The sequence below is a fragment of the Luteibacter sp. Sphag1AF genome (assembly GCF_014192715.1).
Lineage (GTDB): Bacteria > Pseudomonadota > Gammaproteobacteria > Xanthomonadales > Rhodanobacteraceae > Luteibacter.
This window is the reverse complement of record NZ_JACHYH010000001.1, coordinates 1131462-1150416: the sequence shown is the minus strand read 5'-3', so window position 1 is coordinate 1150416 and position 18955 is coordinate 1131462. Positions and strand designations below refer to the sequence as shown.

Annotated in this window: 18 protein-coding genes; 12 read left to right on the top strand and 6 right to left on the bottom strand. The window is 62.6% G+C overall.

Going from position 1 to position 18955, the window contains the following annotated elements:
* Window positions 1–97 precede the first annotated feature (97 nt).
* Both FHW69_RS05250 and FHW69_RS05245 read right to left on the bottom strand, forming a co-directional pair.
* The gene (locus FHW69_RS05250; protein ID WP_221195377.1) at window positions 98–610 is read right to left on the bottom strand and encodes a sigma-70 family RNA polymerase sigma factor; all 513 of its coding nucleotides are present in this window, start codon (window positions 608–610) and stop codon (window positions 98–100) included.
* Between the two features lie 291 nt (window positions 611–901).
* Window positions 902–3118 carry a TonB-dependent siderophore receptor gene (locus tag FHW69_RS05245; RefSeq protein WP_221195376.1) on the bottom strand — a complete coding sequence of 739 codons (2217 nt, stop codon included), beginning with the start codon at window positions 3116–3118 and terminating at the stop codon, window positions 902–904.
* A 248-nt stretch (window positions 3119–3366) separates the two neighbouring features.
* Between FHW69_RS05245 and FHW69_RS05240 the strand changes: the two genes are divergently transcribed.
* A complete protein-coding gene (locus tag FHW69_RS05240; protein WP_183421927.1) occupies window positions 3367–4422 on the top strand; it encodes an NAD(P)-dependent alcohol dehydrogenase in 1056 nt (351 codons plus the stop codon).
* A 26-nt stretch (window positions 4423–4448) separates the two neighbouring features.
* Window positions 4449–5432 (top strand): aldo/keto reductase, encoded by a 984-nt coding sequence (locus FHW69_RS05235; RefSeq protein ID WP_183421926.1) that lies wholly within the window; start codon window positions 4449–4451, stop codon window positions 5430–5432.
* 78 nt (window positions 5433–5510) lie between these two features.
* On the opposite strand, the gene FHW69_RS05230 is transcribed toward FHW69_RS05235, so the two are convergent.
* Window positions 5511–6509: an aldo/keto reductase gene (locus FHW69_RS05230; RefSeq protein ID WP_183421925.1), complete on the bottom strand. Its 999-nt coding sequence runs from the start codon at window positions 6507–6509 to the stop codon at window positions 5511–5513.
* Window positions 6510–6525: 16 nt separating this feature from the next.
* Window positions 6526–6900: a carboxymuconolactone decarboxylase family protein gene (locus FHW69_RS05225; RefSeq protein ID WP_343203964.1), complete on the bottom strand. Its 375-nt coding sequence runs from the start codon at window positions 6898–6900 to the stop codon at window positions 6526–6528.
* A 128-nt stretch (window positions 6901–7028) separates the two neighbouring features.
* On the opposite strand from FHW69_RS05225, the gene FHW69_RS05220 reads away from it, so the two are divergent.
* Complete coding sequence (locus FHW69_RS05220) at window positions 7029–7919, top strand: LysR family transcriptional regulator (RefSeq protein ID WP_221195375.1); 891 nt, start codon at window positions 7029–7031, stop codon at window positions 7917–7919.
* A gap of 75 nt (window positions 7920–7994) precedes the next feature.
* Here FHW69_RS05220 and FHW69_RS05215 read toward each other — a convergent pair whose 3' ends face one another.
* Entirely contained in the window at window positions 7995–8876 is an 882-nt protein-coding gene (locus FHW69_RS05215) for a LysR family transcriptional regulator (RefSeq protein WP_183421924.1), read from the bottom strand.
* A 94-nt stretch (window positions 8877–8970) separates the two neighbouring features.
* On the opposite strand from FHW69_RS05215, the gene FHW69_RS05210 reads away from it, so the two are divergent.
* From FHW69_RS05210 to FHW69_RS05185, 7 genes are all read left to right on the top strand, one after another.
* Window positions 8971–10083: an NADH:flavin oxidoreductase/NADH oxidase gene (locus FHW69_RS05210; protein WP_183421923.1), complete on the top strand. Its 1113-nt coding sequence runs from the start codon at window positions 8971–8973 to the stop codon at window positions 10081–10083.
* Window positions 10034–10312 (top strand): DUF4172 domain-containing protein, encoded by a 279-nt coding sequence (locus FHW69_RS19190; RefSeq protein WP_343203963.1) that lies wholly within the window; start codon window positions 10034–10036, stop codon window positions 10310–10312. Before FHW69_RS05210 ends, FHW69_RS19190 begins: the two co-directional genes overlap by 50 nt.
* Before the next feature lie 4 nt (window positions 10313–10316).
* Window positions 10317–11036, top strand: a complete 720-nt coding sequence (locus FHW69_RS05205) for a Fic family protein (RefSeq protein ID WP_255494514.1) — start codon at window positions 10317–10319, stop codon at window positions 11034–11036.
* A gap of 59 nt (window positions 11037–11095) precedes the next feature.
* Window positions 11096–11332: a hypothetical protein gene (locus FHW69_RS05200; RefSeq protein ID WP_183421922.1), complete on the top strand. Its 237-nt coding sequence runs from the start codon at window positions 11096–11098 to the stop codon at window positions 11330–11332.
* Window positions 11333–11441: 109 nt separating this feature from the next.
* Entirely contained in the window at window positions 11442–12620 is a 1179-nt protein-coding gene (locus tag FHW69_RS05195) for a tetratricopeptide repeat protein (protein WP_221195374.1), read from the top strand.
* A 67-nt stretch (window positions 12621–12687) separates the two neighbouring features.
* Window positions 12688–13815, top strand: a complete 1128-nt coding sequence (locus FHW69_RS05190) for a polysaccharide deacetylase family protein (RefSeq protein WP_221195373.1) — start codon at window positions 12688–12690, stop codon at window positions 13813–13815.
* Between the two features lie 94 nt (window positions 13816–13909).
* Complete coding sequence (locus FHW69_RS05185) at window positions 13910–15502, top strand: Na+/H+ antiporter (RefSeq protein ID WP_183421921.1); 1593 nt, start codon at window positions 13910–13912, stop codon at window positions 15500–15502.
* A gap of 67 nt (window positions 15503–15569) precedes the next feature.
* Here the strand turns inward: FHW69_RS05185 and FHW69_RS05180 are convergent, their stop codons facing one another.
* Window positions 15570–16277: an RraA family protein gene (locus FHW69_RS05180; protein WP_183421920.1), complete on the bottom strand. Its 708-nt coding sequence runs from the start codon at window positions 16275–16277 to the stop codon at window positions 15570–15572.
* Between the two features lie 1022 nt (window positions 16278–17299).
* On the opposite strand from FHW69_RS05180, the gene FHW69_RS05175 reads away from it, so the two are divergent.
* A complete protein-coding gene (locus tag FHW69_RS05175) occupies window positions 17300–17800 on the top strand; it encodes a hypothetical protein (protein ID WP_183421919.1) in 501 nt (166 codons plus the stop codon).
* 629 nt (window positions 17801–18429) lie between these two features.
* The gene (locus FHW69_RS05170) at window positions 18430–18858 is read left to right on the top strand and encodes a DUF2946 domain-containing protein (RefSeq protein ID WP_183421918.1); all 429 of its coding nucleotides are present in this window, start codon (window positions 18430–18432) and stop codon (window positions 18856–18858) included.
* Window positions 18859–18955 lie beyond the last annotated feature (97 nt).

The window sequence follows — 18955 nt, the reverse complement described above, 5'->3', positions numbered from 1 at the left end:
GGTTGCGGCTCCGGCTTCCTGTTGGCTCACGACGAGGCTGGCTCACATGGGTAAGAACGGATGGGACATGCCAACAAGGTAAAGTTGTTCGTGCAGGTCACGCGTCACGCTCCGGTGCATTGAGCGTTTCGGTGATGAAGCGCAGCGCGAGCGCAAGATGCTTCTGCACCGAACTGACCGAGATGCCCAGATGACGCGCTGCCTGCGGATAGGTCATGTGCTGAAGGCGGCACAGCTGAAACACATGACGTGTGCGCACGGGAAGTTCGGCCATCGCTTTGCGCAGGGTTCGGAGACGGTGCGCGGTCTCGGCGGTGGCGTCCGGTCCAGGTGCCGCGTCATGGATGTCGTGGAGATCTTCGATAGGCACAGACGCGGTTCGGGATTGCTGGTGGTTGCGGCGGTGATCAATCAGCAGATGCGTGGCGACGGTGTACAGATACGCCAGCACGTTGTCCGGCACGCCATCGCGCAGGCGAACGATCAGGCGTGCAAAGCATTCCTGCAGAATGTCCGCGCTGAGTTCGGGCTCACCGGTGCGCGCGAGCAGAAACCGGCGCACGCGTTCGGCATGCGCCTCGTACAGGCGGCCTGGGTCGTTCTCTGGCACCACCGCTAACCCTGAAGGTCAGGCGGGCATGCGCCACGGGCAATAGTCATGGGTGTATCCGGCAGGTAGAGATGAGTTACCTGGCGGAGCGCTTCGATGAGCGGCTGGCTGGGTGGGGACGACGTGGCATCCCGCATGAAGTTGCGGCCGGGATCATAGCGAGAGGGGCCCCTGTGCGTCCATCGCGCAACAGCCCCCGATCACCGCCCTGGGCGCCGGAAGCCGGATGCTTTCGACGTCCAGGGGGGAGAGGAACCGGTTGAGGGCCCGGTTCCTCCACTCCCTTGAACGTCAGAAGTCGAAGTTGGCCGACAGCAAGTACGTGCGGGGTGCACCCTGCGTCAGGTAGCCACCAGTTGCCGAGGCCCAGTAACCCTTGTTGGTGAGGTTCTGTACCGTGAGGCGGAAGGTCACAGGCACGCCTTCCAGCGTGCTGGAAACGCGTGCGCCCAGGTCGAACGTCGTCCACGCCGGAATCTTCAGCGTGTTGTCGGTGTTGACGTACTGCTGGCCCGTGCGCACGGCACGGGCGCTCAGCGTCAGGTTGGTTGTGTTCGGCACGTCCCACTCCACGCCGGCATTGGCCTGGAAACGCGGCACGCCCACCGCTTCGTTGCCGTTGTCTGTACCGTTCTGGGTCTTGGTGAGGGTGGCCTGGATGTAGTTGGCACCGCCCAGCAGGCGAATGCCCGTGACCGGTTCACCGAAGAAACTCCACTCCACGCCACGGTTTCGCTGCTCGCCGTTGACCACGTAGGTGTTGCTGGCCGGATCCACCAGGCCGCTCGGGCGCTTGATCTGGAACAGGCCGAGGCTGCTGCCCATGCTGCCGCCATCCCACTTCACGCCCACTTCGTTCTGGCGCGACTTGTAAGGGGCGAACACCTGACCTGCGTTGGTCACCGGAGCATTGTTGAAGGTGGCGGGAGCCGTGTCCCCTTCGGTCAGCGCCTCGATGTGATTGGCGTAGATGGAGAACTGGTCGCTGAGGCGATAGTTGATGCCCAGCATCGGGCTGGTCGAATACTTCAGGTATTCCGCCGTCTTCGCACCGTCCACGCCATTGACCGAATAGGCGTAGCCCAGCACGTGCAGTTTCTGGCGACGCGCGCCTGCGGTGACCTGCAAGGCATCGTCGAAGAAGCCCAGGGTGTCGGACAGCGACACGCTGCGAAGCTGCGTGCGGCCGGTGATGCCCGGGTTGCTGATCGGGCCCACGTCATAGATGTACGAGGGCAGTGGCACGGCAACCGGGTTGTAGATGTTGGTATTGAACGTGGCAGAGCCAGCGTAGCCCGCGGCCTTGTTGGTCGATAGCGCCGAGAAGCCCACATTTACCTTATGGGTGACCGGGCCGGTGTCGAAGTGCGCATTGAGGCCTGCTTCGCCCGTGCCTGTGTCTGCGACGTAGGGCACCGTGAAGCGCGATTCGGTCGCGTCGCCTGCGGCGTTGATGACCGACGGGCTGACGTAGTCGCCGAATTCGTGTCCGTGATGCGCGCCTGCCGCCACGTAGCCGGTGAGCCAGGGCGTGAAGTCGAACTCCGCGCGGACGACGCCGAAGGTGTCTTCCAGCGACGAGCCGGACCAGGGCTGCGTGTAGTTGGTGGTGGCCGACGGCACTTTCGGCACCACGTCAGTGACGTACACCACCGAGCGGCCGCCGCTGATGACCTGCTTCTGATAGCCCAGATCGGCGGTCAGGCGGAAACGCTCGCCCGTATAGTCGAAGCCGACGGAAAGGGCGTTGACGCGACGATTCTCGCCGTCGATTGCGGTGCTGCCATCACGCGACACCGCATTGATGCGCAGGCCGAACGCATCCCCAGCACCGAAGCGACGACCGATGTCCACGCTTGCGCCCACCTGGCCATCGCTGCCGTAATCCACGCCGACGCTGGTAATCGGTGCGGCAGTGGCGTGCTTCGGTGCCACGTTGATGCTGCCGCCCACACCGGAACCACCCGGCGACACGCCATTGAGGAACGCGCTGGCGCCTTTGAACACTTCCACGCGGCTGACCAGCTCCGGCGCGATCAGCTGGCGAGGCAGCAGGCCGTAAAGGCCGTCGAACGAAATGTCGTCGCTGTCCAGCTGGAAGCCGCGGATGACGAACGTCTGCGAATAGTTGCCGTAGCCGAAGCCCGTGCGCACGGCCGGATCATTCGACACCACATCGCCCAGCGTGTGCGCCTGCTGATCGCGGATCAGCTTGTCGGTGTAGCTGGTCATGCTGAAAGGAACATTCATCAGGTCCTGGTTGCCCAGCACGCCGAAACGTCCGCCCTGTGCCACCTGACCGCCCGCATACGCGGCGGTGGGAGCGGCCACGTCGGCGCGCACCTGGATGCCGGAGAGCGACGTCGCGTTGTCTTCGCGCTTCTTCGCGGTATCGGCTGCGGCCGCATCATCGGAGGCGAAAGCCGGACCTGCGATCAGGGCCGCGGTGACGAGGGCCGTCCGGATGGACAGGACGAGGAGGCGACGGAACTGCGGCGAAGACAACACGGGCGGTCCTTGAAAGGCGATATAATGAATGCGAATTACTCGCATTATCGTCCTGTCAGGGCTGTTTCGTCTATCTGGCAATTACTTACGACAATCACTTGCCGTATTTGTATCACTCAAGGCTCTCGGCATTCATGAGCTGTCGATATAACGGCAAGCGATTTGCCCCTCTGACTGGAAGGACGCCACCGCCGTAGCATGGGGTGTTCTGCCGACCCGCTGGCCCATCACGCATCCGGAGCTTTCCCATGAAAACGTTTGGTTACGCCGCTCAGTCGACCACCTCGCCGCTCGCCCCCTTCACCTTCGAGCGCCGTGCCCTGCGCGCCAACGACGTGGCGATGGACATTCTCTACTGTGGCGTCTGCCACTCCGACCTGCACACCGCGCGCAACGATTGGGGCTGGACCACCTATCCGGTGGTTCCCGGGCACGAAATCGTTGGCCGCGTCACCCAGGTGGGGCCGGACGTCACCCGTTACAAAGTGGGCGATCACGTGGCCGTGGGCTGCATGGTCGACAGCTGCATGCATTGCGATCAATGCCGCAAGGGCGAAGAGCAGCTTTGTCGCGAAGGCATGACGGGCACCTATAGTGGCGTGGATCGCATCACGAAGGAGCCGACGCATGGTGGCTATTCCAAGCATCTGGTAGTGCGCGAGGAATTCGTGCTGCGCGTTCCCGATGCCCTGGACCTCTCCCGCGTCGCGCCCCTTCTGTGCGCAGGCATCACGACCTATTCGCCGCTGCGCACGTGGAATGTTGGCCCGGGCAGCCGCGTTGCCGTGATCGGTCTGGGCGGCCTTGGCCATATGGCGGTGAAGCTTGCCGCTGGCCTGGGCGCTGACGTAACCGTGATCAGCCGCTCGCCGGACAAGAAGGCGGATGCGCTCTCGCTGGGCGCGGATCACCTGCTGCTGTCCACTGACGACAAGGCGATGGCTGGCGCCGCGTCGCACTTCGATCTCATCATCGACACCGTTCCGGTGAAGCACGACCTCAATGCGTACCTGCCGTTGCTTGATGTGGACGGCACGCTGGTGATCGTGGGGCAGGTGGGCCCGATGGCCGAGTACAACACCGTGCCGCTGCTTCTCGGCCGCCGTCGCGTGGCGGGCTCGCCGATTGGCGGTATTCGCGAAACGCAGGAGATGCTGGATTTCTGCGCGAAGAAAAACATTCTTCCCGAATGCGAAATGATCCGCATGGATGAAATCAACGGGGCTTACGACCGCATGGAACGTTCCGACGTGCGCTATCGCTTCGTGATCGACATGGCATCGCTTGATACACCCAAGGCCTGAGCCGGGTCGTGAGCGGAGAACTCATCATGCACAAACGCAAGCTCGGCAACACGGGGCTTGAGGTATCGGCCATTGGCCTCGGATGTATGGGCCTCAGCTTTGGCTATGGTCCGGCAGTGGAGCAGCAGGCCGGCATCGCACTGATTCGTCGCGCGTTTGAACTGGGCGTCACGTTCTTCGACACGGCCGAGGCCTATGGGCCAGGCGCGAACGAAGAGTTGCTTGGTGCAGCCGTGCAGCCGTTCCGCGATCAGGTGGTCATTGCCACGAAGTTCGGCTTCGTGGACGGCGTGCCCACCAAGGGTGTGGACAGTCGGCCGGAGACGATTCGCGCGGTGGCCGATGCATCGCTGAAGCGGCTGAAGACCGATCACATTGATCTGTTCTATCAGCACCGGGTTGACCCCGACGTGCCGATGGAAGAGGTGGCAGGTACCGTCAAGCGGCTGATTGAAGAGGGCAAGGTCAGGCACTTCGGGCTTTCTGAAGCGGGCGAACAATCCATTCGCCGCGCGCATGCCGTGCATCCGGTGGCTGCGTTGCAGAGCGAGTACTCGCTTTGGTGGCGTGAGCCGGAACACAAGGTGTTCCCCACGCTGGACGAACTGGGCATTGGCTTCGTTCCGTTCAGCCCGCTGGGCAAGGGCTTCCTCACCGGTGCCATCGACAAGGACACATCGTTCGACAGCAGCGATTTCCGCAACGTGGTGCCGCGTTTCTCGGAAGAAAATCGCAAGGCTAACGCCGGGCTGGTGGAGGTGCTGGGCAGCATCGCAGATGGAAAGGGCGCCACGCGGGCCCAGATCGCCATCGCGTGGCTGCTGGCGCAGAAGCCTTCGATTGCACCGATTCCTGGCACGACGAAAATCAGTCGTCTTGAGGAGAACCTGGGTGCGGCTGCGATTTCACTGAGTGCCGACGACCTGACGGCTATCGAGGCGGCGCTTGCCCAGATCACCATTGTGGGTGAGCGGTATCCGGCGCATTTGCAGCAGCGCGTGGACAAGTAATTTCATCGCCGGCCGCAGGCAAGCTCGCTCCCACACGAAAGGCGGGAGTGAGCTTGCTCACGATGGGGTGCCAGCGACTCAGCGGCGCCCTTCGACGGGATATCCCGGATCGGTATAGCCGTGTGTGGAGGTATGTCCCGGACGCACCAGCGAATCTACCAGGGCCTCATCCTCGTCATTCAACTCCAGCGACAGCGCAGCCATGTAACTGTCCCACTGCGCCTGTGTTCTTGGCCCGGCAATGGCCGCACTCACATGCCTGTTGCGAAGTACCCATGCCAGCGCAAATGCAATGGACGTGGTTCCGCGCTTCGCAGCGTGTTCCGCGATAGTCTGCGCGATCTTCAATGATTCGGGCCGCCATTCGGTCTGCTGAATGCGTTTGTCACCCCGGCCAGCGCGCGAGTCCGGGTCAGGCGCGGCGCCTACTGCGTATTTTCCGCTCAACACACCTCGTGCCAGCGGACTGTACGGAACCACCCCCAGCCCGAAGTGCGCAGCGGCAGGAAGCTGTTCCACCTCGGCGCTGCGATCCACCAGGTTGTACAGCGGCTCGCTGACCGTCGGGCGCTGGATATTCAACTGGTCGGCAATGCGCACGATGTCCGCAATTCGCCAGCCGTGAAAATTGGAGACGCCGTAGTAGCGAATCTTTCCCTGAGCAATCAGGTCGCCAATGGCGCGCACACCCTCTTCAAGGGGTGCGTCCGTCAACGCGCGATGGAAATACAGGATGTCCAGGTAGTCGGTGCCCAGGCGTTTCAGGCTCTCGTTCACCGACTGCACGATCCACTTGCGTGACTGTCCCTGCGTGTTCGGCTCCTGCCGTCCGGGAAAGCCGAACTTGGTGGCCAGGACCCAGCTGTCGCGACGTGCAGCCACGGCGCGGCCGACCACTTCTTCGGACTTGCCAAGGTGATACACGTCGGCCGTATCGAGAAAGTTGACGCCTTGATCAAAGGCCATATCAATGATGCGCCGGGACGTGGCTTCGTCGGTCTCGCCACCGAACATCATGGTGCCAAGGCACAGCGGCGATACTTTGAGCGCACTGCGCCCGAGATAGCGGTAATTCATGGAATACAGACTCCGGTCAAAGTCCGCGCTGCCTGAACACGTCTTTTGCGATGTTCAGTGCGGTCATGGCGGTGGGCCAGCCTGAGTAGAAGGCCAGGTGCGTGATGATTTCGATGACTTCGTCACGGGTGACGCCGTTGTCGAGCGCACGGCCGATGTGAAAAGGCATTTCGTTGGTGCGGTAAAGGGAGATGAGGCTGGTGATGGTCACCAGGCTGCGGTCGCGCGGCGAGAGTCCGTCGCCGGCCCACACGTCGCCAAACAGCACCTTGTCGCTGATTTCGGCGAGCTTCGGTGCGACCTCGCCAAATGACTCACGCGCGGCGGTCGGTTCTTGCGTCATCGGGGTGTCCTCATGGCTGAAAACCCATGCTAAGCCCGCGCCGTTCATGGATAAATCCCATATGGCCGCAAGGTCCTATATGTAGAATTCATCAATCGACCGGTGATGCGAGCCGCGTTTGCCTGATGCACGCACTGCTACGATCAACGCGGGCTTATGAATGAGGGGCATCAATCATGCGGAAGGATGTGTACGACCTGATGGCCTTCCTCGCCGTGGCCCGCGAGCGCAGCTTCACCCGTGCCGCCGCGCGGCTGGGCACGTCGCAGTCGGCGTTAAGTCACACCATTCGCGCGCTGGAAGCGCGGCTGGGGGTGCGTTTGCTGACGCGCACGACGCGCAGCGTGTCGCCCACGGAGGCAGGCGAGCGTCTTTTGCAGAGTGTGGGCCCACGGTTCGAGGAAATCGAAGCGGAGCTGGCCTCGCTGAGCGACCTTCGTGATCGCCCCGCCGGCACCATCCGCATCACGACGGCGCAGCACGCCGTAGACACCATTCTGTGGCCGGCACTGGAAACGTTCCTTCCGCAGTATCCGGATATCCAGGTGGAAATCGCCATCGACTACGGCCTGGTGGATATCGTGGCTGAGCGCTACGACGTGGGCATACGAATTGGCGAGCAGGTCGCGAAGGACATGATTGCCGTGCCCATCGGTCCACCGCTGCGCATGGCCGTCGTGGGCACTCCCGCTTACTTCGCCGGCCGCAAGCGTCCCAAAACGCCGCAAGACCTCACCGGTCACAACTGCATCAACCTGCGCGTGCCAACGCGTGGCGGGCTGTACGTGTGGGAGTTTGAAAAGAACGGTCGCGAAGTCCGCGTTCGCGTGGAAGGCCAGCTGGTGCTCAACGGTTTCACTCAGATCCTGCACGCAGCGCGGGCGGGATTGGGACTCGCATGGATTCCCGAAGACGCAGTGCTGAAAGACGTTGAAGACGGGCGGCTCGTGCGCGTGCTGGAGAACTGGTGCGAACCGTTTGCTGGTTATCACCTGTATTACCCCAACCGCAGGCAGGCAGCGCCGGCACTGAAACTTTTCGTCGAGGCTCTTCGTTACACGCCGTGAAACGCAGTGGCGTCCGCCAGGTTCTGAACGATGGCGGGGCGCGCTCGGATTCGGTACGACCTGGCGTCACGAACGTCAGGCGGTGGCGTTGCCCGCGGCAAGCATCAGTTCGGCCACGACGCGCGCTGCGCGCTGCGATAGCGGCCACTCCGAGCGGCGCACGATCCACAGCGTGTCGCGCACGGGCGCACCGCAGATCAGGACTTTGATCGCCGCCGTGTTGGTGAAGGCGCGGCGCGCATATTGCGGAATGACGGTGAAACCGAGGCCTCGTGCCACCGGCTCCAGAATGAGGCCGATCTGGTTGGTGAAGCCGTGCTGCGGCAGCGAGCGAACGCCCTTGTTGCCGGGGAACATGCGCGCAAGCAGGCGCGTGGCCATCGCGACGCCGTCGGGATGATCAATGAAGCCGAGCGCTTCCAGATCACTCCATGCTTTCACCGAACGGCCGGCAGGGACGACAAGTTCGAGCGCGTCTTCCGCAAGATGCGTGGCGTGCAGGCGCTCGTCGTTCGGCCGCGTGGTGACCACTCCGATTTCAGAGCGCCCGGCCAGCACGTCTTCCAGCACGCCGGGATCGGGTGCGAAGCGATGGCGGATGGCGAGGCCCGGATGAGCTTGCTGAAGCGACAGCAGCACGGGATACGCCCATAGCCCGACACTGCCCGGCGTGACCACGGTGACCTCGCCCTTCAGTTCATCGGTGTCGCCCAGGCGTTGGGCGAGGCGGGCTCCCGCCAGATCCATCTCGCTGGCGTAGGCCAGCAGCGCGTGGCCACCCGGGGTCAGTTCAATGCCGCGCGAGCGGCGAATCACCACTGGGCCGAACTGGTCTTCCAGGCGCCGCACATGCTGGCTGATGGCGGCCTGGGTGACGCCCAGCCGCTCGGCCGCGCGGGTGAAGTTGCCCACGTGGGCCAGGGTGGCGAAGCTTTTTAGCCAGGCGGGATTGACCATAACGATACGTTATCAAGTCCATAAGTCATTATGCCTTTTGATTATAGTGGCCTCGCCCAACCTTGGCTGGCTTGCCTGATTCGGAAGTCGTCCCATGTCCTCGCTGTTTACCCCGTTCAAACTTAAAGATGTCACCCTGCGCAACCGCATTTCCGTGCCTCCGATGTGCCAGTACAGCGCCGTTGATGGCGTGACCAGCGACTGGCACGCCGTGCACTACGCGGGTATCGCGCGTGGCGGCGCAGGTCTGGTGATCGTGGAGGCCACGGCGGTGTCGCCGGAAGGTCGCATCACCCCGTCGTGTGCCGGTCTGTGGGACGACGGTCAGGCCGAAGGCATGGCGCGCATTGCAGCGGCCATCAAATCGGCAGGCGCCGTGCCTGGCATCCAGCTTGCCCATGCGGGTCGCAAAGCCAACGCGAACTCTCCGTGGGAAGGCGACGATCACATCGCGCCGGACGACGCGCGCGCATGGGAAACGATTGCTCCCTCAGCGATAGCCTTCGGCGGCGGCTTGCCGCGCGTGCCGCGTGCGATGACGCTGGACGATATTGAACGTGTGAAGGCTGACTTCGTTTCCGCGGCAATCCGCGCGCGCGACGCCGGCTTTGAATGGCTGGAACTGCACTTCGCACATGGCTATCTCGCGCAGACGTTCTTCTCCGCGCACACCAATCAGCGCACCGACGGCTACGGCGGCGACTTCGCCCGGCGCAGCCGCTTCCTGCTGGAAACGCTGTCTGCCGTGCGCGCCGTGTGGCCCGAAAGTCTGCCGTTGACGGCCCGTTTCGGCGTCCTCGAATACGACGGTCGCGACGAAGAAACGCTGAGCGAGTCCATCGCTATCACCCGCCACTTTGTCGAGCGCGGTCTGGACATGCTGAACGTGAGCGTGGGCTTCACCATCGCGGAAACCCGCATCCCGTGGGGCTCCGCGTTCCTGGAGCCGATTGCCGCCCGCGTGCGCCGCGAAGCCGGCCTGCCGGTCGCGTCGTCCTGGGGCATGGATGATCCGGCTGTGGCCGAACGCGTGATCGCCAACGGCTCGATGGATCTGGTGATGGTTGGCCGCGCCCACCTGGCCGACCCGCACTGGACCTATAAAGCCGCACAGCAACTGGGTGTGGAGAAGCCGTCGTGGGTGCTTCCCGCGCCCTATGCGCACTGGCTGGAGCGTTATCAGGTACAGCGCCGCACGGCGGCCTGAGCCGAATAGGCCTTATCATCGGCTCACCCTCTTCGGGAGCCGAAGCCTCATGTCCCCTCGCTGGATCTGGCAACAGCCTGATTGGCCTCAATTTCATTGGCAAGCTGACGAGCTGGCTCCCCTTCTGCGTGCCTGCCAGCAGGCGCAGGGGCGATTGCTGGGCATGGCGGGCGCCGCGGCAGACGATTTTCAATCGCCACGTGCGCGTCGGCTGCCTTCGGGGCAATGAGCCGATGCAGGTCGTATCCGGTCGCATGGATCGTCCGGTTGTGCACTTTGAAGCACCTCTGCGCGATGGGCTGGAAAGTGAGGTCGATGCGTTCCTTCAGTGGTTTGACCGCAGCCGCCGTGACGTTGCACTTGATCCGCTGCTACGGGCAGGGGTGGCGCATTTCTGGCTGGGGACGTTGCATCCGTTCGATGATGGCAACGGTCGCCTGACGCGTGCCCTGACCGATCTGGCGCTTGCGCAGGCCGAGCATCAGGCCATTCGTTTCTATGCGATGTCGGCGAGCATCCTCGCGGATCGCGCAGGCTATTACCGCGTGCTGGAATCCAGTCAGAAGGCCGGTTTGGATATCACTCACTGGCTGCGCTGGTTTCTGCAAACGCTGCACGACAGCCTGCTTCATGCACTGGAGCGCATCGAACGGGTGCTGATGAACGCGCGGTTCTGGCAGGTCCATCGACAGATCGCGCTATCGACCGAGCAGACGCGTGTACTGAACCGGTTGCTCGATGGTGGCGAGCGTGGATTCGCCCACGGCATCAGTGCTGCGCACTATCAGGTAGTGGCAAAGGTGTCGAAGGCGACGGCGACGCGTCACCTTGCAGACCTTGTTGAAAAGGGATGTCTCGTGCGCTTGCCCGGTGGCGGGCGCAGCACGCGCTATCAGATACCCGTGTTGGTTGAAGCCTTAGGGGCTGGCGCTACGCGCGTTCATGCCGGATGATCCGCGCCTGGGGATGGCAGCGCACGCGCTGCCGTAGCGTGAAAGAACAGGGAGCAGGGATGGAACATATCTGGGGCATCGTCATCCTGGCGGGCATGGCGTCGATGGTGCTGGCGCAGGGCATCGCGGGCGTGATGTCGTTTGTGATGGACCCCATGAAGGCGATGCTGTGCTTTGTGATCCCGGGCTTCATGTTCTGCGTGATCAATCGCACCCGCATGTACCGGCCGATGTTGGGCCTGTGGCTGGGCGGCGCCCTGGCCATCTTTGCCGGAGCCATTGCGCTGGCCGCCTGACGACCTCGCCTTCCATCATCCCGAATTTGTCAGAAATTAAGCCCCGATTATTCGTGAGGCGTCCCTATGATGCCGCCACGCCACTCAACCTGAGTACCAAGGACGATTCATGAAAGCCGCGTTTCGCATGCAGTATTCCGCTCTCGCACTGCTGTTTGCCACCGTGGGTGCCCACGCTGCCTCCGTGCAGGTGTTGAGCGCCACCGTAAAGGACCAGGTCATTCCTGGCGCCACCGTCATTCTTCAGAAGAATGGCGAGGCATCCGCCTCGGCGCTCAGTGACGCGCAGGGCAAGGCGCAGCTGGCCCCGGGCTTTCCGGACAATGGCGAAACGCTGATCATCCTGAAGAAAGACGGTTACTCCAACCTCGTGGCCAAGTGCCCGTGCGAAGGCATGACCTATGCCATGAGCCCGGTGATGCGCAACCTCGACGGCATGCGCATCGTGCTGACCTGGGGCGCGAATCCGCGCGATCTGGATTCGCACATCGTATATCCGGGCAACAACATCTATTACGCTTCCAAGCGTGGCACGGACGCCAATCTGGACGTTGACGACACCGACAGCTTCGGCCCGGAAACGATCACGCTGGAGCGCAAGCACGAAGGCGAAACGTATGTTTACGCCGTGCACGATTACACGCATCGCGGTTCGCCCAGCTCCACTGATCTGTCTGCAAGCGAAGCGAAAGTGTTCGTGTATGTGGGTCAGTCGCTGGTGCGCACGTACTACGTGCCGACCGGCAAGGTGGGTAACCTGTGGACGGTGTTCCGCATCACGGGTGAAGGCGAGTTCCAGGACATCAACACGGTGCGCGGCGTCAACACCGATTCGCAGAACGTGATCGGTCAGGTGTCCAGCTACACCAACGAGCAGACGGCCGTGGTTGCCGCCAACGAAGGCCCGGCAAACCCGGTGCGCTCTAAGGCGCAGAACCTCGCTGGCGAATCGGCGTACCACGCCGGTCGTCTGGATGACGCCATCGCGCTGTTCCAGAGCGCCATCGAGCTCAACCCGAACAACGGTCAGGCGTACAGCAACCTTGGCCTGTCGTATCAGAAGGCGGGTCGCGCAGCCGAAGCCATCTGGGCAGACCGCAAGGCAATTGCGCTGGCATCGGGCCCCAACGCCGCGACCATCCGCGCCAGCTCGTACTTCAACATCGCCAAGCTGTATGAAGACGCCGGTCAGAACGAAGACGCGCTGAACAACTACAAGTCGGCCCGTCGCGAGAAGGCGAACCCGGTATACGACAAGGCCATCCAGCGCCTTGGCGGCACCCCGTAACTCCTTACGTTTCATGCGTGACAACAAGGCACCCACCGGGTGCCTTGTTTCTTATAAGGAACGAGACATGATCAAGCCATTCGTTATTGGTGTACTTCTGTTGATGAGCGCTCCGGCCTTCGCCGTGGGCCCCAGCGCGGTGGCTGCGCCCGATCGCACCCTCTGGCCGGACAGTGTGGACAGTACTGCCGCCTTCGATCGCGCGTCGCGCGCTGAAATGCTGGTGTTCGGACACGAGCTGGCGGAAAGCGAAAAGCTCAGTGACGACGATCTGATGGCGCTGCTGAAGATCAAGCAGGTGGATCACGCTTCGGTGGAAACCATCCGCAGCAAATACTGGAAGCGCCTCGCCACAGGCTACGCGCTGGCTTCTGCCCGCTGCGCAGGTGACGAGCCGTTCTGCCCGAAGGCCAGCGACGAGACATCGTTCCGCAAGGCCGCGATGGCATTCGCGTCAGCACCGTCCGCACGCTACGACGCCTGGTTCGCCAACGCGCGCGAATTTCATCGCGTCTATCTGAACGAGTTGCTGCGTCTGGGTGCGCTCTTCCCACACATCAGCAGCGAAGTGGACACGTTCTCTGCGAAGGAACTCAGCGGCAATGAACCGGCCGACCGCACCTTCCTCCTGACCTTCGACGATGGTCCGACCCGCGCGGATGGCACCACCGACAAGACGCAGGCCATGCTTCGCAACGCGCATCTGAACGCAACGTTCTTCGTGCTGGGCGGCAATCTGGAGGCGCGCCTGAAGCAGACGCCCGCAGCACAGCTCGCGCAGAACTATGCAGGCATGTGCGTGGGTGCCCATGGCTGGGAACACAAGTCGCACAGCTCATGGGTGGACTGGCAAAGCTCGGTGACGCGCACCACCGCGCTGGTGCACGACACCATGCCGGCAAGCTACCAGCCGCTGTTCCGTCCGCCCTATGGCCAGCGTCGCGCAGACAGTGGCGAGTTCTTCGACGCCCAGGGCATTCGCGTGATGCTGTGGAACATCGACTCGCAGGACTGGAACAACAAGGTCAATGCGGATCAGGTGAAGCAGCGCGTGCTCACATTGATGCTGCTGTGGCGCCACGGCGTGATCCTGTTCCATGACATTCATCCCAAGGCGCTGGTCGCCGTACCCTGGATTCTGGATCAGACGCGCGGTTCCGGCGTGACCTTCATGGATTGCCACTCGCCGCTGTAATTACGACGCGTGCGGCCTGACCGAATGCAGGAGTGTCGGGCCGCACCGCTTCCCCTATGCTGGCGCCGTTGCCCCGAAGCTGACGTCTGCCGCCATGACTTCCACCGATACCTTCAAGTTCGTTCTCATCCTGCTGGTTGCCATCGTGGCGCTGGAGCTGATCGCGCGGCGCCTGCGCCTGCCGACCGCCGCCGCGTTGCTGGCAGGCGGCATCGGCATCGCCTTTCTGCCGGGTGTGCCGCCGGTCACCTTTGATCCGGAACTGGTGCTGGTGGTCTTCCTGCCACCGCTGCTGATGGACGGTGCGTTCTATACCGTGTGGGCGGACTTTCGGCGTTATCTGGGCGGCATCCTGTGGCTGGCCGTCGGTGCGGTGATCTTCACCACGCTGGTGGTGGGCGCCACGGTGCACTGGGTGCTGCCGTCGTTGCCCTGGGCTGCGTGTTTTGCGCTGGGCGCGGTCGTGTCGCCGCCCGACGCCGTGGCCGCCAAGGCGGTGCTGGGCAAGGTCAGGCTGCCGCGCCGGCTGATGGTGCTGCTGGAAGGCGAGAGCCTGCTCAACGACGCAACGGGCCTGGTCCTGTTCCGCTTTGCGGTGGCTGCGGCGTTGACTGGTGCCTTCAGCGCACAGGAAGCGGTGATGAGTTTCGGCTTGCTCGCACTGGGCGGCATCGCGGTGGGTGCCGTCATCGGGTTCGCGGTGGTGCAGGTGCTGAAGCGGATCGACCACATGTTCCTGGCCATCACCGTGGCCTGCCTGTCGCCATGGGCGGCGTACATCGGCGGCGAGTCGGTGCATGTGTCCGGCGTGATGTCGGTGGTCACGGCGGGCATCATCTTCGGCTGGTTCCAGCATGAAATCTTCTCCGCGAACGTGCGTGTCCGCGCAACGTCGTTCTGGGGAGTGATGATCTTCCTGCTCGAGGCTCTGGTCTTCATCCTGATTGGCTTCTCCCTGCGCGGTGTGGTGCAGCGCCTGGGCGGTTTGGGCGATGCGCTGCATGCGCTGGGCTATCCCATTCTTGCCGTGCTGGCGGCCGTCATCGTGTCCCGCTTTCTCTGGGTCTACGCCACGGACTATCTGCGCGTGTCCCTCGGCCGCCTCGTTGGGCGCAGACCCGCGCCGCCGTCACCCAGGGGATCATTCCTGCTCAGCTGGGCGGGCATGCGCGGCGTGGTGACGCTGGCGATTGCGCTGTCGCTGCCCGAAGCCATGCCCGGCCGCGACCTGACCCTGGCGGCCGCATTCGCCGTGATCCTCGTCACCGTGGTGGTGCAGGGCGGCACCATGGCCCCGATCATTCGCTGGCTGGGACTGGATCGCCTGAGCGAAAGCGACGCGGGCCACTTGAACGAAGGGCAGGCGGGCTTGCTCATCGACAAGGCGCAACTGGCGGTCATCCATGCACACGCGCACGACAGCGAGGGCCGCGTGATCCATCCGCGCCTGCTGGAGCAATACAGCTATCGGGTGAAGATCGGCGAGGAATACAACCTGGCACCCGCCAATTTTGCGGGTGGCCGCGAAGCGCACTACACGCTCATTCTGGAAGCGATCCGTGCAGGCCGCGCTGAACTGCTGCGGTTGCATCGCAGCGGTCAAATCCATGACGAACTACTGCACTACTTCGAACGCGATCTGGATTTGCAGCAGATCAGTGCGGAGAATGATCGGGCGGGTGTTTAAGCGCATGCAGCGGCCTGGTGCAATGTCGCGTTTCCCCTCGCGGCATTGCGTCCGGTAATCGCGGACACTATTCCTCGATTTCCCCGCCCACCGAGCGCAGGTGCTGGCGGAATGTGAGGCTGGGATTCGCGCGTCGCGCGGCAAGAAACGCATCGAAGCGGGTCTGCTCGCGCAGCGACGTACCCATGAGCATCAGCGCAGCCTGGCTCCGTTCGGTGTCACGAATGGTAGCGGCAACCTCAGCCACTTCGCTTGCGCGAGCGAGCGGAATGAAAAGCACGCCATCGCTGTCGCCGACGACGACGTCGTCGGCAGTGACGCGGTGCGGGCCGCACAACGCGCAGGCAAGCGCATCGTCTTCCTGACGGTCCAGCCGCTGTGGCCCGACGGGAAGCGTTCCCGTGCTGAAGACGGGCAGACGAATGGTCTTCAGGTCAGTGGTGTCGCGATGAAGACCCCAGATAACGATCCCCGAGATGCCCGCGCGACTCGCCTCCAGTGCCACCAGATCGCCCACACAGGCCTCGTCCTGCCGGTTGCCGTTGTCGATGACCAGCACATCCCCGGGCGACGCATGGCTGATGGCTTCGAGAAACACATCGACGCTTCCGTAATGCCGTGCCGGCCGCGCACGCCCAACCACCCGCGCGTTCTCCCACAGCGGCCGCATGCCTGCTGGCGCAAAGCGAACGGGGATGCCCAGTCGCATGCAGGCATCGGCGATGTGCGGGGTGGTCAGGTCGAGGAAGGTGCGGCGAAGCTGGACTGCGTTCATGTGTTGTCCCGTGGAGTCGGCAAAATGCACATGCGGCGTCGGCGGGTGAGGCTGTCGCGGAGGCGACTATCTCACAACAGGGAAGCGCGTTCTTTTCGCGCCGTGCGCATCGCCACGATCAGAGACACACGGGCAGCCAGCCGCTCCGGGCCCCAGACAGCGAGTCGACCGGGAATCCACAGCACCAGGGCCCCGAGCGCCAGAACGAATGGGAGTAAGGGCTGCTTCCGATCTCTGGCTGCGCTGAGATGTTCTATAGAACAGCTACCACCGACTGATGAATCAATTGGTTACACGTGAGGTCAGAGTTTTGCGTATTCTGTGCATTCGGAGGAAGGAGGCACGAAAATGTCGAAGAATGGCGAGATAAAATCTGAAGGTCAGAAATCGTTCGCAGCTTTCCGGAATGCTAAGGACGGCGGCGTTTCCACGGATAGGAAAAAGCTTCACGAAAGTCCCGAATACAAGCGTCAGGTATCTGCCCTCGCTGAACTCTCCAGGCAGATGGCCGCCAGGAAGTCTTAATCCATAGTCGCATGAGTTATTCCGGGCGGGTCGCTCGCACCTGGGAAGCGTTTCAAGGATGAATAGCACGACTTATGCATTGCTCATTCTTGCGGCAGGATACCTTCTTGCGCGTCGGAGCTTGATGTGGCGGCCCCACGTTTTCCGCAGTGATGGGCACGCTCTGTATTTTCTAGTAGTAATCGCCGCATTGGCGATGGCGGCATTTAGCGCGTTTACGGTGCACGAGGTATTCCTGGCACCTATTGCTGGCTCGTTCTTCCAGGGCTGCATTGCACGACTACTTAAGGCGTTCGGAAGCGATGCAGGCTCGAGCTCATTAGGTTCGGTGGCAGTTGCATCTGTTCCCTTGGCTATAGCCCTCGCCTGGGTATTAAACTTTCCCCTCATCTTATGCAAATCCTTACGGGTCGCGTTATTGATGCGGTTAAGCTGCCTAAGTGAGCTCGAGGAATTCCTTTGGGCCACGAGCCCGTAAACTTCCTGTGATGCTCACGATGGCCTCCGGAAAGGTGTACGTCGGCTACGCGATTGACACCTCAACCAACCGCGGCGAGCGTGAATGGGTTCGAATTGAACCATTTCTATCAGGCTATCGAACTGAGAGGCACCAATTCGAACCAGTCACCGACTACTCGTGGTTGCACGCCGGGTCGGCTGACCCAGATCAGCGCCCTATCGAGGATTTCGACATCCTGCTTCCTGCGGAAGAGATCCGGTCGGTGCACGCATTCGATATGCCAACTTACTTGTTGAAGTTCAAGCAGAGCGAGGTGTTCGAAGGGCCGCTAATGCCACTGCGCGACAGGAGGGATGTTCAGGCCGGCCCAAGCAAAGCTGAGTGCTTTTACTTTGCTTATGCGTTCTTGGTGTTTGCCGTTCCGGCTTTCTCGTTGTTTGGAGGCGCATGGGGTCTCATCCTCGTACTTATTGGGGTATTGATCACTGGTTGGGCGGCTTCACTGGACGAAATTTCTGCTACTGAAATGGCTGATTGACTCGACTGCCGTCCAAACTCCACGGCCGGACCTGGAGTGCTCCGTGCAAAAGATCGGCCTGCCGACAAATCCTAAAACTTACGAGTCGTAGGCGCGTTCCAAGGAAGGGCCTTCTGAGCACCGTGCTTGATCATCGTCGGAAAAACGATCAGCGCTCTCTGAAACAGATGTCCAGTCGCAGGAGCGACTGCAGCGCTTCGAATTCCAATCGGGCGAATCCCAGCCGGAGGGCTTGAAGCCACGGCAATTGCCAAATTCCGGAGCATTGTGATTCCCATAGTTGGTACGCTGCAATTCTCATAGTTGGTGCAGCGACATCGCGGCCTTCGGCGCCACGGGATGGTCGGCAGGCATCACACAACTCTGCAGATTCGGACAGGTGCCGGCCCGGCCTTGATGAAGCGTGGCCGAGACCGCGCACTGGCTGGCTACCGGTTGCCGATGCAAGGCGAGGCGCCGGCGAGACGCTGCCTAAAGCATTGCGACTACAGCCGCCGCTCAAGCCTGGACCCTGGTCCAGCTGATGGCCTGGTCTTGCCGTAAGCATCCAGGCGCGGCACCGTGCCACAGAGCCTTGGACGCACGCCACAGGCATCATGTCCGTGCGGCCGTCCGCCGCCAGGGGATCCATGCGCACTCGCAACCGCCCATATCAGCGTATCTTCGTCTGGCTCGCCTTCGTGGCGATGGGCCTGGCGTCGCTGATGCCTGTGGTTTCGCAGCTGAACATGGCGCACGCCATGCCGGCAGCCAAAGTCATGCAGGGCATCGGTGGCATGCCCGACATGGGCCCGGATTGCTCCGGCCACATGGCTCACGCGATCGTTCCCGCGGCCCAAGCCCCGACTCATCCCAACCAGCACGTTGCTGCGCCACTGGACGCCTGCGGCTACTGCAGCTTCCTGGCTCACTTTGCCGGGATGCCGCCGCTGCCCGTCATGGTCATGCGTCCGCCGCTGCCTGCCGCCGAGACACCGCTCGCTGCCTTCTCCACCCGCGCGCGCATGGCGCCGTGGCTGCTCGACGCCGCGCCCCGGGGCCCACCCAATCAGGCCTGACCCGCTTCGCTCCGGCCTAGATGGCCGGCGTTCTCACGTCAGGACCTATTTATGAATTCGCATCCTCGCGCGGCTTGCCCGTGCGCATCCGCTCGCC